The sequence below is a fragment of the Anaerobacterium chartisolvens genome (assembly GCF_003337415.1).
GTDB lineage: Bacteria > Bacillota > Clostridia > Acetivibrionales > DSM-27016 > Anaerobacterium > Anaerobacterium chartisolvens.
Genome location: NZ_QPJT01000004.1, coordinates 26,104 through 42,716 on the forward strand (window position 1 = coordinate 26,104; position 16,613 = coordinate 42,716).

Below are 16,613 nucleotides of genomic sequence, written 5' to 3' on the forward strand. Positions count from 1 at the left end.
CTGTGCCGACCCTATGGGCGCAGCGAATGCTTGAATGTCATGGTTTTTCTCCCTGTGCATGAGCAGCCCTCACCCTCAAGTATTTGCTCAATGGCTTTAACATTAAGCCCCTCCGAGCATTCCAAGGTGATATACATTGAGTCCTTGTCATAGTCAACCGATATGAGCAGCTTAGCCAGCAGGTCTCTATCCTCTATGTTGTTTTCACTTTCCAGTATAAGCCTCCTTTCCTCTTCCGTTATGGCACCCTGGAAATTGTAGAGAGCAACATTGAAGCACAGGGTATCTATCATAAAGTATTTCTCCAGAGCCTTTGACAGTCTGGGATACTCTTGCGACAAATTTTCATCATGTATCAGCGTCAGGAAGTTGATGCTGTGGATGCGGCAGAAATCAAGCAGCCTCGCAAGCTCCTTTTCTACCTCGGCATCGTCCAGCAGGACGGGAATAACATCTAAAAACTCTCCGATGCAGTTATAGTAATCGGTGCCGTTATAGCTCCTTCCGAAGTTAACTATATACATAGGAATATACTTTTCACCGGTATATTCTCGCAGCAGCCTTGAAACCAGATTATATGCATACACCCATATGTTTTGCTTTCTATCGTCAAGCGGGATTGATATTTCAACCTCTCTGAACTCCCTGCCAGGTATTTGCTCCAGCTTTTTAAGGAATATTTCGTTGCTACTTCCCCACCTGTCGATACTGAACATGTCGAATATTTCCTGCTCGCTCACTCCTACCGGCCCTTTCTTCAGCAGCGACACATAGTCGTCGTACCTCTGCATATTCTGCACACCGCTGCTTAAAGCTCCGTCGGAGCCATATATGGCGGCGAGTATTTGCCTCTTGATTATTTCGGAGCACATTCCGTCAAAGCCAGAGTGATCAAAGAACCACATCAGCTTTGTTTCCTTTTTGCTGAGCTTTAAGCAGCATAACCTCCATGTGAGCTTTCCTTCTTCATATTCTCTGTATACCAGATCCGAAAATATCCTTTTGATAATTTCGTTCTGTGTTTCGCTGTCATACATTTCAAGGTTTGTATAGGATACGCACTGAGCTAAAATATCGGCCTGCCCCTCAACATCAAATTGGCTCCACAGCTCTACATTTATATCCTTTATTGCACAGTGCATCATCTGGTGCTGTTCCACTATATTTGCCAGAATGCTTCGCAGATCCTTCTCGGATACCTCCTCCTCAATGCTGAAGTTAAACCCGCAATAATTGGTTCCAGCCTTGATATGCACCGATTGAACCGCCGTCATTTCAAACTCTGATTTTATGCTGCTTAAGGAAACCATGTCCGACATCATTGAGGCGGAATTGCAGATATACTGCACTAAATTGTCAATCTGTCCGTCATTTAATTTGATAATTCCTTCTTTTACATCGCCCCCGTCCTTCAGCTTCTGGTTCATTGCCGAAACTACACATGGCTGTACGGCAAGCTCTTCAGCGGTTGCAAAGCTAAAAATGTCGTTTACCAGCAGCTCAATTCCCGATTCACGGAGCATTTGAGTAAGCTGTATTGCCTTTATAGAGTGCCCGCCCTTTAAGAAGAAGTCATCCTTTACTCCCATATTGGGGTTGTCCAGTACCGTCCTCATTGCCTCTAAAATCAAACGCTCTGTCTCATTTCTGGGAGCGTCGCAGGCAGCAATCTCGATATTTTCTTCACGGATTTCCGGCAGCACCCTGCGGTCAATCTTACCGTTATGGGTAAGCTTTAAGCTGTCCATGCGCTTCATTCTGCCCGGAATCATATAGTCGGGAACCTGATTCTCCAAAACCGAGCGTATATGCTCGGGGGTGATATGGGAATATTCCTCCCCGCTGACGGTATAATAAGCCGCCATGTACAGGCTTCCTGTTTTGTCCCTGTTGGCTATGACCACTACATCCTTAATGCCGTCAATCAGAGCAATGCGCTCCTCTACCTCCCCAAGCTCGATCCTGAAGCCTCTGAGCTTAACCTGAAAGTCTATGCGCCCTAAGAATATTATATTTCCGTCGGTGGAAAGCAAGGCTCTGTCGCCGGTTCTGTAGACCCTTTCCCTGTTGCCGAATTGAAGGTTTATAAATTTGGAGTCAGTCATTTCCTTACGGTTTAAATACCCTTTAGCCACACCGCAGCCTCCTATGCAAAGCTCACCGGGGATGTTGGGAGGCATAAGCCTTCCCTTTTCATCAAGAATATACAGCGTTGTATTGGATATCGGACGCCCTATGGGAATACTGGTCCACTTGGGATCAAGGTGATTAATGGTATAGAAGGACGCTATTACCGTGCCCTCCGTCGGACCGTATACATTTACCACATGCCCCGGCCCTAAGCTGTCAATAGCCTTGCGAACATGCTTAAGCGACATTGCCTCTCCACCTATATACATGTTGCGGACGTTTTTAAGTGCCGACACCTTATAGTCCACCAGCATGTTAAATACCGCCGTAACCATTTCACATACGGTAATTTTCTTTTCCTCAAAAATCTTAGCCAGCACAGGCATCTCAAAGGACGCCTCATGCGGCACCATGACTAAGCGCGCGCCATTTAGGAATGCACCGAATATATCAAAGACAGATGGGTCGAAGGTATGGTTAGTCATCTGCAATACCCTGTCGGACGTATCTATCGACACATAATTTGTGTCCATCACGGTACGGATTACGCTCTTGTGGCATATTACCGCTCCTTTGGGCGTTCCTGTCGAGCCCGACGTAAATATAATATAAGCCTCATCCTCACCGCATAGATCTCCCGGTGTATGGACACACTCAATCCCCGTCTCTTTAAAAGCATCCAGCTCTGCACCCTCTTTATCGAGAAGCAGGCATTCCACAGGAGGATCAATCCTTGCCACATGATGCGAGTATGTCAGCAGCAGCTTAGCTTCTCCATCCTTTACCATGAAGCTGGCCCTTTCGTCGGGGTATTCATGGTCTATAGGGATATAAACGGCCCCGCATTTTAATATTCCAAGTATACTGATTATCTGCTTCGGCCCTCTTTCAATAAATATCGCAACCTTATCGCCCTTCCCTACATTTTTACCGGCTATTTTTTCAGCAAGCTGGTTTGCCAGGCTGTTCAACTGCTTATAGGTATAGGCCTCCTCCTCAAATTCCAGAGCAATATTATCTCCATGATCTCTTACGATATTTTCGAATATTTGTATGGTGCTTTTCTCTATGGGAGCGTTGGAGGGAGTATTGTTTATTTCGTTAAACAGCCAGTCCTCCTCCTCGGGAGTTACAATTGAAATATCCAACAACAAGCTTTCTCTGTTTTCCATAATAATCTTAAGCATATTTGAAAAGCGTTTGGCAAAGAGCCTTATGCTCTCTTCCTTGAACAGCTCGGTTGAGTATTCAAGCTCAATTCCGTATTGTCCATCCTTTTCAATAACGGTGAATTGAATATTATATTTGGTGTCTATGGTTTCGGGCACCACAGGCGTTAACGCCAGTCCGTCTATTTCCAGCTCATCCGTGCCCATATTCACATAATTCAGCACCACACTGAACAACGGGTTGTTTGACAGCCCCTTATCAAGGTTCAGCCTTTCAATCAGAATGTCAAACTGACAGTCCTGATTCTCAAAGGCCATTACCATTTTATTTTTTATGTACTCCAAATACTGTCCTATTGTCAAATTCTCGTCAATCTGAGAACGCACCGGCAGAAGGTTTACAAACATGCCTACAATGCTGTTCAGAGAGGAATTTCTCCTTCCCGCCACGCCGGTTCCCACAACAATATCCGTCTGTGCGGTGTATTTCCACAGCAACAATTTAAACGAGGCCATCATGAGCATGTACGGAGTAATATGGCAGTCCTTAACAAAGGCGTTTATGTCCCTGCTGCCCTCCATACCCAATTCAAGGCTCATTACCCTGCCCTTATGCGAAGTGTTCTGAGGGCTCTGGAAATCAGTGTACATACCTAATGCAGGCGCCTCACCGTCAAACTCATTCATCCAGTATGAGAGCTGCTTCTCCATTTGCCCGTTTTTCAGCATTTTATTCTGCCACGCCGCAAAGTCAATATAGCGTATATCATTTGGCGGCAGAACTCCGCCCGAATAAATAACGGAAAATTCCTTCAGTAGTATGCCTATGGAGCTTTGATCAGAGATAATATGGTGCATGTCGATGATCAAATAGTGCTTTTTGTCTCCTGCACTGATGACCTTAACCCGTATCAGCGGCGCTTTTGTTAAATCAAACGGCTTGATTGATTTGTTGATTTCCTCAAAAATATCCTCCTGCCGTGCTTGTGCAAATTCCACCACCTGCGGAGCTTCCTCCGAAATATATTGCACAACTTGACCGTCTGCAAGCCCGAAGTATGTCCTGAAGGATTCATGCCTCTTTACAAAGGTTGAAAAGGTATGCTTAAGCCTTTCGCGGTCCAGTACTCCTTCCATGAGGTAAACGCTGGCAAGATTGTATGCCACAGCATCCTTATCAAGCTGGTTTACCGCAAACATGCGCTTCTGTGCGGAGGAGGTTTCATAATACGGCCGCTCCTCCAAAGCCTCAATCCCATCGACCTCAAGGCAATCGGTATTTTCCTCCCTATGCTCATACAGCCACCTTGCAATATCCCCAAAATGAGAATTTCCGAATATCTCGGCAACGGGAATATTGATTCCCGTCCTTTTCTGTATCAGAGAGGCCATAAGTATTGTGCTTAATGAATCGCCTCCAAGGTCAAAGAAATCGTCACATTCACCGACTGTCTTTATTCCTAAAACCTCATTCCATATTTCCGCCAGCCTATTATTAACATCCTCTAAGCTGGTTAACTGTCTTTCAGCCTTTTCCGATGCATTTTCCTTGTCCCGTGCGTTTAAAATATTACCGGGTACAACATCGCTGTCAAACTCAATTCTGTCAAATACGTAGCCCGGAAGCGGAATACGCGCTCTCGTCTCCGAAGAGTTTACCTCATTCCAGTCAATACTGCAGCCGCTGCACCACAGCATACCCAATGTACCGTAAATGTCCTTAAGCTCCAGCTCTTCCCCGTTCATTGCCGGAATAACACTGTCCGCTTGCAGCAGCTCCTCATCCGTTTCCTTTAAGCTTGCACCCATATTGACGACAATTGTTAGATCCAATTCCTCTTTTAATTGTCGGCTGATACTGTCAACCACCGGCACATGTGATTCTCTGCCGGTGTATTCAGGCCATTCCCCTCCGGCGGAGTCCCTTCCGCAGCCCCCGCGTATTAAGCCTACCGCATCCTCTAGGCCTATTGCATTTACAGCCGCAAGGCCGCTTAGCTTACCTATTCCCCTTCCATAGATAACCTCCGGCTGTACCCCTAAGCCTTTTAAGGTCATGGTTAATGCATAATTAACGGCAAACACCGCAATATCCCTTTGGAAGGAGTCGGCAGCCCCTCTGCCCGTCAGTATATTCTCAACAGAGGTATATTCGTCCCGCTTCAATTCATTCAGCACAGCGCGCACATATTTTTCAAAGCTTGTCGAAATGCTGCATGGCCGCTCTGCCTTGTACAGGCTGCTTCCCACCCTTTGGCATATTTTTTTGCTGTCTTGCAGTACAAACACTATTGTTTTCCGGCCTTCCTTTACCCTGCGGCCTCTATCCTTTATGAATTCGTGCAATAAGCTGTCATTATCCATCTGTTTTCCCGTAACAAGGGCTTTCCTGTACTCAAAGCTTCCGCGCCCCACCTGCAGTGTCCATGCTGCATCGGACAGGTTAAGCTCCTTATGTCCCGCAATATAGCTTATGACTCTTTCGGAAGTGTTTATAAGGGCACTCTCACTTCTGGCGGAGAACAGTAAAATATTGACCTCGGAAGGCTGATTGGACTTCTGCGCCTTTGGAGCCTCCTCAACAATGACATGGGCATTTGTTCCCCCTATTCCGAAGGAGCTTACCGCCGCCCTTACCGTTCCGGCATCCAATTGCTTTGGAGAGGAGTTAATATAAAACGGGCTGCCCGCGATATCTATTTTAGGATTTATGCCTCTAAAATTAATCATTGGGGGAATCATACGGTTTTTTACAACCAGTGCCGCCTTAATAAAACCTGCGACCCCTGCCGCTGTGTCCAAATGCCCTATGTTTGCCTTGATTGAGCCTATGGCGCAATATCCTCTCCTCTGCGTGCCCCATGCCTGCTTCAGAGCTTCAATTTCTATAGGATCTCCAAGCGCAGTACCTGTTCCGTGAGCCTCAACATACTGTATATCCTCGGAGCTGATTTTTGCTCTTTTAAGTGCCTTTTCTATTACATCGCGCTGTCCCGCAATGCTTGGCGCCGTAAACCCTATCTTCTCTCTGCCGTCGTTGTTAATGGCGGAACCCTTTATTACGGCGTAGATATGGTCATTGTCCCGCAGAGCCCTATCCAGTTTCTTTAAAACAACCACAGCACAGCCGTTGCCGGATACCGTTCCCGATGCCTCATCGGAAAACGGCCTGCAATGTCCGTCCCTTGAATAAATCATCCCTTCATGCCATAAATAGCCTTCCTTGCGGGGATATGATATTGAGACGGCACCGGCGACGGCAATATCGGTTTCGCCGCTTTGCAGGTATTTTACCGCTTGGTGTATAGCCACAAGCGAAGTGGAACATGCCGTCTGGACATTCACACTGGGGCCTCTTAGATTAAGCTTATACGACACCTTTGTTGTAACAAAGTCCTTGTCATTTAATGTAAGCAGCTCAAAAGCGTTCATTGAGTCGGTATTGCCGCTTAAAAAGCTCGTTATCCACGGCACATTGGAGCCGCTTCCGGCAAACAGCCCTATCCTTCCGGGATAGTCGAAGGAATTGTAGCCCGCATCCTCAAGAGCATTCCATACACACATATGCAGCAAGCGTATCTGCGGGTCGGTGGTGTTTGCCTCTTTCATTGTGAAGTTGAAGAAGTCGGCATCAAAGTATTCCGCTCCCTCCAAATAGCCCTTTGCATTCACATAGCGGGGATCACTCATCTCCTCCTTCGTTATTCCCGAAGCTGCAAGCTCCTCGTCAGAGAATGGCCTTACCGACTCGTTTGCCGCGACGATATTCTCCCATAAATTGTCTATATCTTGGGCTCCGGGGAACCGTCCGTACATACCTATTACAGCTATATCACCGTCGTCATCCGGCCCTATTGCTTCCTCGTGTGCCAGTAGCGGGCTGTTTTCATCAATTTTAAACGATTTTGCCAGCAGCTCCACCGTGGGGTTTTCAAACAGCTGCATTAACGGCACTGTATATCCCAATAATTCATTCAGCCTATTATTTACCAGCATAAGTCCAAAGGAGTTTCCTCCTATATCAAAGAAATTATCCCTTACTGTGATATGTGAAACATTTAAGACATCTTTCCATATTGCTATTATTTCTTTTTCTATTACCCTCATAGGCATTGCCGACGCCTTATTTTCTATGACCTGATCGTCCTCCGGCAAAACAAGCGCCTGCTTATTCACCTTTCCATTGGGGAGCAGAGGCATTTTGTCCAGCTTTAATATATATGCCGGCATCATATAATCAGGCAGCTTTTTTTGCAGCCGTTCCTTTAACTGCCCGTTTATGCCACCTTCGGCATCACTTTCTTCCTTAACACAATAAAACAGAGCCAGCCGCGTATTTCCGTTATCACTGTGAAATGCCTTCACTACGGCGTATGAAACATTGCCCTCCTGCATGGCTGTATTTTCAATTTCACTTAGTTCTATGCGGTAGCCCCGGATTTTGACCTGAGCGTCAAGCCTCCCCATAAGCTCAATCTCACCGCTTGGAAGCATACGCGCACGGTCGCCTGTTTTATAAATGAGTATGTCTTCGTTTTGCTGTAATTTTGTAAACTTAAGCGCTGTCTCATCCGGGCGGTTTATATACCCTCCCGACACACCGCGCCCTGCAATACAAAGCTCTCCATATACGCCTATGGGCTGCATCAGGCCCTTTTCGTTTATTATAAACAATTGCGTGTTAGCAATAGCACTGCCGACAGTTACCGTTCTTGCCTCGGTCAAATCCTTAACCGTTGCCGTTACAGTTGTTTCTGTCGGTCCATACATGTTATAGAGAACAGCCCTTGTGTTTTTCTGCAAGTATTTCATAAGTGACACAGGGTAAGTCTCTCCGCCTCCCACAATCATTTTAAGCCTGCTTAAGGCATCGCTGAAGCGAGGATTTTCCACCATGGCCCTCAGTCTTAACACAGGGCTCTGGATATGTGTCACCCCATATTGCACGATCTTGCCGGCAAGCAAATTGGAATCCAGATATTCCGTTTCATCGGCCATATAAATTGAGTGCCCGGTGCAAAGCGGAAGGATAGATTCAAACACAAATATGTCAAAGGAAGGGGTTGCTATGCAAGCTATCCTGTCATCCTCAGCGGCAAAAATATTTCTGTTTATATGGTCGCTGATAAGATTAATCACGCCCTCCTGCCTCACCATTACGCCCTTTGGCATCCCGGTAGATCCGGAGGTGAATATTACATAAGCCAGACTTTCCCTGCTCCCGCGCCTTGGCGGATTGGAAAGGCTTCCGCTTGGGCTTTTAAGGCTTTCCAGCTCAACAAAGCCGCCCTCAAACCCAAAGCAGGTACGGTATTTCTGAGGAGCTATAAGCACCCTTAGCCTGCTCTCCGATATCATATAGGAAATCCTGTCCTCCGGGAAGCCTGGATCAATTGCGGCATATGCCCCTCCCGCCTTCAATATGCCCAGCATTGCTATAAGCAGGCTTTCATCCCTTTGGGGAACAATTCCGACGACGGTATCCTTATCCACACCGAGCTCAATAAGCCTCCAGGCCAGACAATTTGCCTGCTCATTCAAGCAGCGGTATGTGATCTCACGGCCATCTGAAAGAATTACCGCAGCCTTGTCCGGCAATACCTCCGCATTCCTTTCAAACATTTCCTGAATAACAACCTCTTCATCTATTTCAAGCCTTGTCCGTTCAAGCTGGCTGAGAATAAAATCCCTGTCCCATTCAGTCAGCATGTCGATTTTGCCGAGCTCAACATCCTGATTTTCAGTTATGGCATATAATATTTTTTTATAGTGCCCCGCCATTCTTTCAATAGTTTCTTTTTTGAACAGTCCCGAGGAATAATCAATAAAGCACTCTAAGCCCCGTCCCTTATCCTCGTTGCAGGTAAGCAGCAGGTCAAGCGACGCCGATTCAATATGCATCTGGCATGGTGTGAACCTAAAGCCCTCAATCTCCAAGTCATACAGCTCCATATTGTGATAATCAAACGAAACATCAAACACGGCGTTGCGGTTAAGCTCTCTCTTGACATTTAAGTGTTCTACCAGAGCATCAAACTGGTAATCCTGATTTTTCAGCGCCTCTATGGTGTTTTCCTTTACCTCGCCCAAAAATTCGCTGTATTTTTTATCAAGCTCCGGGTAATTTTTTATAGCAAGCATATTTACAAACATGCCTACCGTTTCACGGATTTCATCCCGCGTTCTTCCCGATACCGGGGTGCCCACTATTATCTCCTCCTGCCCCGAATACCTTGCAAGCAATATATACCATGCACTGAGCATAGTCATGAAATTAGTGGCTCCATGCCTGCGGGACAGCGCGGTAATTTTTTCTGCCAATTCACTTTCAATGCCAAACCCAAGCCTTCCACCCGCAAAATCCGATATATGTGGCCTTTCAAAATCAGCAGGCAGCTCAAGCACCGGGAGTTCTCCCTTTAAATGCTCCAGCCAGAACTCCTGCTGCTTTTTCATGGCCTCCGACTTTAAGAAGCTGTTTTGCCATATCGCATAGTCCTTATAGTGTATTGGGAGCGGCTCCAGTTCCCCAAAATAAAGCGCGTTAAAATCGCGGCTCAAAATTTCAACAGCCGTGCCGTCAGCAATAATGTGGTGTATATCAAATAATAAAAGCTGTCTGTTTTCTCCTGTTTTCACAAGCTCCATCCTAAAAAGAGGAGCCTGTGATAAATCAAACGGTCTGATAAAGTCCTTTGAAATTCCGTGCAGATCCTCATCACACTCATACCTGCGCTCCGAATAGGCAATTGGCAGCTCTGTTATCTCATTCAGCTTCTGAACAAGCTGTCCGTCAACGATATTAAAGGAGGTTCTGAGGGCTTCATGCCTTTCCATAAGCTTCCTTACAGCGGCCTCCATTCTGTCCTTCTTCCAGTCTCCTTCTATAAGCGTAGCCGAAGGAAGGTTGTAGACAAGAGTATTTTTGTCCATAAGGTAGAAGGTATACATCCTCTTCTGTGAGGAAGAGAGAGGATAATGATGCGCCTTTTGGGCAGGCTTAATTGCCATGCCGATTTCAAAGCCGGTATTATTGTTGAGGATAAATTCTGCCAATCTCTTTGGCGTTGTCTGCTTAAAAATGTCCCGTATTTCAACCTTTATGCCGAGCATCCTTTTTAATACCGAACCAAGGCTGACAGCCTTCAAGGAGTCGCCGCCAATATCAAAGAAATCCTGGCCGCCTTCTATGGTGTCAAATCCGAAAACCGTCTTATAAGCTTCAATAACGGCATTTTCCACCTCATTTATATCGCCCAGTTCTGCTGACATTGGCACCTCAGGCTTCATATGTCCATATGCGCTATGCCCATGTTTGGGAGCTGCCTCCTCATGCCATGAATCAAGCACCGTATCAATCGGGAAATGTACCCTGTCAAACGCATATGCGGGCAGAGATACACGCTTTCGCACACATTCTCCCTTAAGAGCATACCAGTCTATGTCGAGGCCCGCCTCCCAAAGCTGTCCCAGCTTTTTGCCTATATATTCCACATCATTTTCATCCTCTCTGATGTGGCGTATAAGATTTATAAAGCGGTGCCCATGGTCCTTAGCCTCATGCTGTCTGGCGAATGAGCACAGCGTATTTCCGGCACCCGCCTCTACAAAAACAGCATCTGTGTCCTTTAATACCTCCGCCAGACCCCCTTTAAAGTTAACAGCGTTGGATATATGCGATGCCCAGTACCTGGGCTGCGTCATTTCATTTTCCCCGATCCATGTACCGCTGAGGTTAGAAATAATCGGTATCGTGGGCTCATTTATTTTATATTCCGTCAATTTATCATGGAATTGTCTCGCCGCCGCCTCCATCATAGGAGTATGGAAGGCATGGGAGGTTCTTACTCTCGCAGTCTTTATCCCAAGCTTATTCAATTTTTCTTCAAACCGTTCAATTGCCTCCTTGCTGCCTGCCGCCACACAATTATTTGTTGTGTTCTCCAAAGCCAGCCATACATCGGCATCCAGCTCCCTTTTCACTACAGATGCATCGGTCATAACGGCAAGCATTGTACCCGGCTGCTGTCTTTGCATTATACTGCCCCTGTACCTTACTATCCGTACCGCATCAGACAGCTCAAACACACCGGCAACGGCGGCTGCCGTGACCTCACCGATGCTGTGTCCAATCATTCCCGCCGGATTTATACCCAATTCCATCATTGTTTTAGCAAGAGCATAACCGGTAGCAAATATTGCAAACTGCGTATATTCAGTCTGATTAATTTTTTGCGGGTCTTCACTGCCATACATTATTTCTATGAATTCTCCGCGTTCCTCTTCCTCCAGCATGTCCAAAACCCTGTCTATATGCCGCTTAAAAATACCCGAAAGCCCACTGTGGTCTTCCGAGAGATAAAGCCCGCGCCCCATGCCCTGATACTGGCTTCCCTGCCCCGAGAACATAAAATAAATATTCCTTTTTCCAGTCTTAGCCTCATACACAGTAGCTCCATCCAGTTCTTCAAGCACCTTTTTGGGGTTCTCAAGGAGCTTTTCATTAATAACCAGAGACTTTCTGTATTTAAACGGCTTTCGTCCTATCTGAAGCGTCCACGCCGCATCGGACAGGTTTATATGAGGATTTTGCGCAAGATGCCTTACAATATCCTGTGAGGTTTGGGAAAGAGAGCTTACGCTCTTGGCCGAGAACACCAAAAGGTTTGTCCTTTCGGCAGGACTGCTTTCCTCTGAGAGCGGCGCCTCCTCCAAAATCATGTGGGCATTTGTCCCACCCACTCCAAAGGAGTTTATCCCAGCGCGCAGCAATCCTCCGGACGCACCTGCATCCTTCCACTCACAGCCATGCGGTTTTACGATAAACGGTGTGTTTTCAAAGTCAATTTTGGGATTGGGTGTTTGGTAATTGACCGTTCCCGGAATATATTTATGCTTTAAGCTAAGAGCTACCTTTATTAAGCCCGCAATCCCTGCCGCCGTGTCGGCGTGTCCTATATTTCCTTTTAATGATCCCAGCACGCAGAACTGCTTCCTGTCTGAAGCAAATGCGTTTGTAAGTGAATTTACCTCTATAGGATCGCCAAGAGATGTGCCCGTGCCATGAGCCTCAACATAGCTTACCGTTTCGGGATCTATCCCCGCGGTACGGTAAGCCTGCCTGACTACATCCACCTGACCGTCTATACTTGGAGCTACAAACCCAACCTTTTGCTTCCCGTCATTGTTGATGGCGGAGCCTTTAATAACGGCATAAATATTATCTCCGTCTCTTAGGGCATCATCCAGCCTTTTCAGAACAACCAGCCCCATTCCGTTTGAAAAAACCGTTCCCTCCGCTTTTGCGTCAAAGGGGCGGCAGTGGCCGTCAGGAGAAAACATCATGCCCTCTTCATAAAAATACCCGCCCTCATTCGGAAGCTCAACGGTTACCCCTCCTGCCACAGCCATGTCACATTCGCCTAAAATCAGAGACTGACAGGATATATGAGGTGTAACCAGAGTGGTTGAGCACCCCGTAAGCGCAGAAAACGCAGGCCCCTTAGTGTCAAGCTTGTATGCTATTCTGGTTGCCAGAAAGTGATTTGTGCTGAGAGTAAAGGCTTGATACTTGTCACTGAAATCACTTCCTCCGAACAGAACCCTTTTATACCATTCAAAATCATCCGATCCTCCTAAGAATATGCCGATTCTCGATGTGTCGGAGCCGGGATAATATCCCGCATCCTCAAGAGCCCGCCATGCTCCCTGATATAAAATCCGAAGCTGGGGGGACATCATTTGCACCTCACCCGGAGTATACTCAAAGAATTGCGGATCAAAATAATCTATTCCGTCTATACGGCCTTTCGCCTTGACATAGTTTGGAGAGCTTATTGTATCCGGGCTTATTCCAAGCCCTTGCAGCTCATCGTCACTATAGAAATGTATGCATTCCCTTTCACTCTTTAGGTTATCCCAGAACTCACCTATGCTTTCCGCTCCCGGTACATGCACCGACAATCCGATGACAGCAATATCCCTGCGCGCAATATCTCCCGGTTTTTTGAAGTACTCCTCTCTGTTGGCTATTGCCTCCTCCTCATCTGCTGAAAAGTGCTCCGCCAAGAGGCGTACGGTAGGCATCCTGAAAAGCAGCGTTACGGGGAAATCCTTATTCAAAGCCTTTTTAAGCTTATTATGCATCTGTATAAGAGATAATGAATTTCCTCCTATTTCAAAGAAAATATCATCCACTCCAACGTCAGGCACAGCCAGAACCTCTTTCCATACTCCGGCTATTCTCATCTCAGTATCGGTGCTGGGAGCAGTATATTCCGAGGCTATATTTTTAAGATATTCCCTGTCCGATATAAGAATATTTCTGTTGACCTTACCGCTGTTATTTAGCGGCAGCTCCTTTTTATGTATAAAAAACGACGGAATCATATATGCCGGGAGTGAATGTGCCAGATATTCCTTAAGCCTTGCCGGAGGTATTTCGGCGTCTGAAAGATAATACGCGCAAAGATTGTCAGGTCTGCCCGGCTCCTTCTTGACAACAACCACAGCCTGAACAATACCCTCGTATCCGGCAAGCACATTTTCAATTTCACCCAATTCCATGCGGACACCCCGCAGTTTCACCTGAAAATCCAGCCGTCCCAAAAATTCCATAGCTCCCCCGGGAAGCCAGCGCGCCAAGTCCCCCGTACGGTACATATACCTGTAGTGCCCCGCATCAACACCCTCTCTGAAAAAAGGATTCGGTATAAATTTCTGCTTTGTCAGTTCCTCCTGGTTTAAGTACCCGCGAGCCAAGCCCGCACCGCTTAGGCAAAGCTCTCCCGGAATTCCCACCGGCTGCAGCTTATTGTCCTCCACCACATACAACCGGGTTTCGTTAAGCGGCTTCCCGATGGGGACATTTGCCGCATGGGTGGAATCGTTCAATGAGCAGGTAGAGGCCCATATTGAGCATTCGGTGGGCCCATATACGTTTTCCAGCCTGACACCTGTTTTAAGAGAATTAAACTTATGTACAATATCGGGAGTGACCGCCTCTCCTCCTATAAATATCCACTTTAAAGGATTCAGCCTTTTAATATTGGATTCCTTATCAAAGACCTCCAAAAACAGCCTGAACATAGAAGGAACGAAATTGATGTGCGTTATTCTGTGCTTTTCAATTTCGTTCAATATCAAATCTGTATTCATTTCTCCGCCCGGCTCTAAAATAAGCAGGCTCCCCTCGCCCATAAACCATCCGAACAGCTCCGTCACGGAAACATCAAAGGTGTATGCGGTTTTCAGCAAAAAGATATCGTTCTCCTTCAGTGGGAAGCGTCTTTCCAAATCCAGCAGGGTATTAACTATACTGTGGTTTTCCAGCATTACTCCCTTGGGCTTGCCCGTTGAACCCGAGGTATACATAATATACGCCAGACTGAAGGGGTCGCACTCTTCCGGCAGATTGCTGCTGTCGCCTGTATAGGTATCTGGATCATCAACAAAAATAACACTGACGTTGTCCGGCTTTTCCCCGTCTAAGCTGCGCGAGGTTATTAACAAAGAAATTCCGGCATCCCCTACAATAAACTCTTTCCTTGCCATAGGATACGAGGCATCTATTGGCACATAAGCACAGCCTGCCTTAAGAACAGCTAAAATGGTTATAACCATGTCCCTTGAACGCGCAAGCTGTACGCCCACCGCCATGTTATTTTTTCCTTTGAAATCCATAATCCTTTTAGCCAGTTGGTTTGCCTTCAAATTGACCGAAGCATAGGTTTCCTTTTCATCTCCCTCAATCAACGCTATTCTGTCGGGATGCTTTGCCGCCTTGGAATTAAATATATCTATCACCGTTTGAGGGCGGTGCTCAAAATAGCAGGTGCTGTTAAAATCCTCTAAAACAGCTTTTCTCTCATGCTCTGGCATAAGATCAATATTCTCAATTTTAATATTTATATCAGCCGTTATTATTTCTAATAATTTGAGAAATCTCTGTCCAAGCATTTCTATCGTTTCGTCAGAGAAAATTTCCGGCTTATACTGAATTTTTATTATATGGCAGTCGGGCTTTTTATTTAAAACCACCATCAGGCTTCCGGGGAAGGTAACAACATCCTGATCTATAATCTCTGATTTTATGCAATATTTTTCAGTATCCTCATAAACGTCGTACACAAACGACACATCAAAAATTGAAGGCGACCCCGACATCGATATCAACTGGCTGTCACGCAGTATAAGATTATTAGGATATCCTATGTTTTTATACGCATCATATATTTCCTTTGAGACTTGATGGACAATGGCTGAAAACTGCTCCTCCTTACCTATATTGAAGCGTATCGGCAACATGGAAACAAAGCAGCCGATTGTTCTTTCAAAGTCCAAATCCGGCCTGTAGGAAAAAGGAGAGGACAATGTAATATTTTCGTTTTGTGTGTACTTATTCATAAGGACGCCAAACATTGCAAAGAACACTGAAAAAACCGTTACCTCCTGCTCCATTGCCATAGTCCCGACAGCTTTCATTGCTTGGGCAGGTATTATAAAGCGTTTTTCCCTGCCCGTACCGTTGCTTTTTTGCTTTGCTGAAAAATCAGCCTGTAATGCCAGCGGTTCTGCTCCCTGCATTTTTTTTATCCAGAATTCTTTTTTCCTGTCAAACCTTCCTTTAAGCAGCTTTATGTTCTCCTTTTCAATAAAGCTGCAAAAGCCGCTGTCGCAAGTCAATACAACCGGCTTGGTGTTTACGGCCTTATAGTAGTTGTCCAATAATTTATCCTTAAAAATTTCCAGAGATACTCCATCTGAGATAATATGGTGTATGCAGATAATAAACAGGTGCTTGCTCAAGTCTGTTTTCACCAGCCTTGCTCTGAACAGAGGAGCCTTGGTCAGGTCAAAGGCCTTGCCTATTTCCTCCTCAACAATTCCTTTCAGCAATTCCTCCCGGTTGCCTGGGCTTTCCGAAATATCCTGCTTGACTAATTTAAAGTCAACGCCGTCGTGAACCGAATACATAGGCAGGTCGTTAACTATTTCTAGGCAGCTTCTCATCGCCTCCTGCTCTATAACCAGCAGCTTCAGCGCGTTTTCAAAATATTTTTCCTGTAAGTCCTCGAATAAAATAGAGGCCGATATGTTGTAGGATACAGGGTTGTCTATTTGACAGTCAAAATATATACCCTTTTGAATTTCGGTCAATTCCAATCTCTTTATTATCATACTTAAACACTACTCCCCTGTTTTTGTTTGTTGTTCTGTTTTTAATGTCCATACATCATGGTATTTGCAGCCCAACTCCGGGCACAAGTATATAAGCCTATAAACAAGACCGTTTAAACCATGTTTATAAGCAGC

The 16,613-nt window shown here is 45.9% G+C and carries 1 protein-coding gene; it reads right to left on the reverse strand.

What is annotated here, in order from left to right; genetic code table 11:
• Positions 1 to 11: 11 nt before the first annotated feature.
• The gene (locus DFR58_RS04445) at positions 12 to 16,478 is read right to left on the reverse strand and encodes a non-ribosomal peptide synthetase/type I polyketide synthase (RefSeq protein ID WP_114296610.1); all 16,467 of its coding nucleotides are present in this window, start codon (positions 16,476 to 16,478) and stop codon (positions 12 to 14) included.
• Between the last annotated feature and the right edge of the window lie 135 nt (positions 16,479 to 16,613).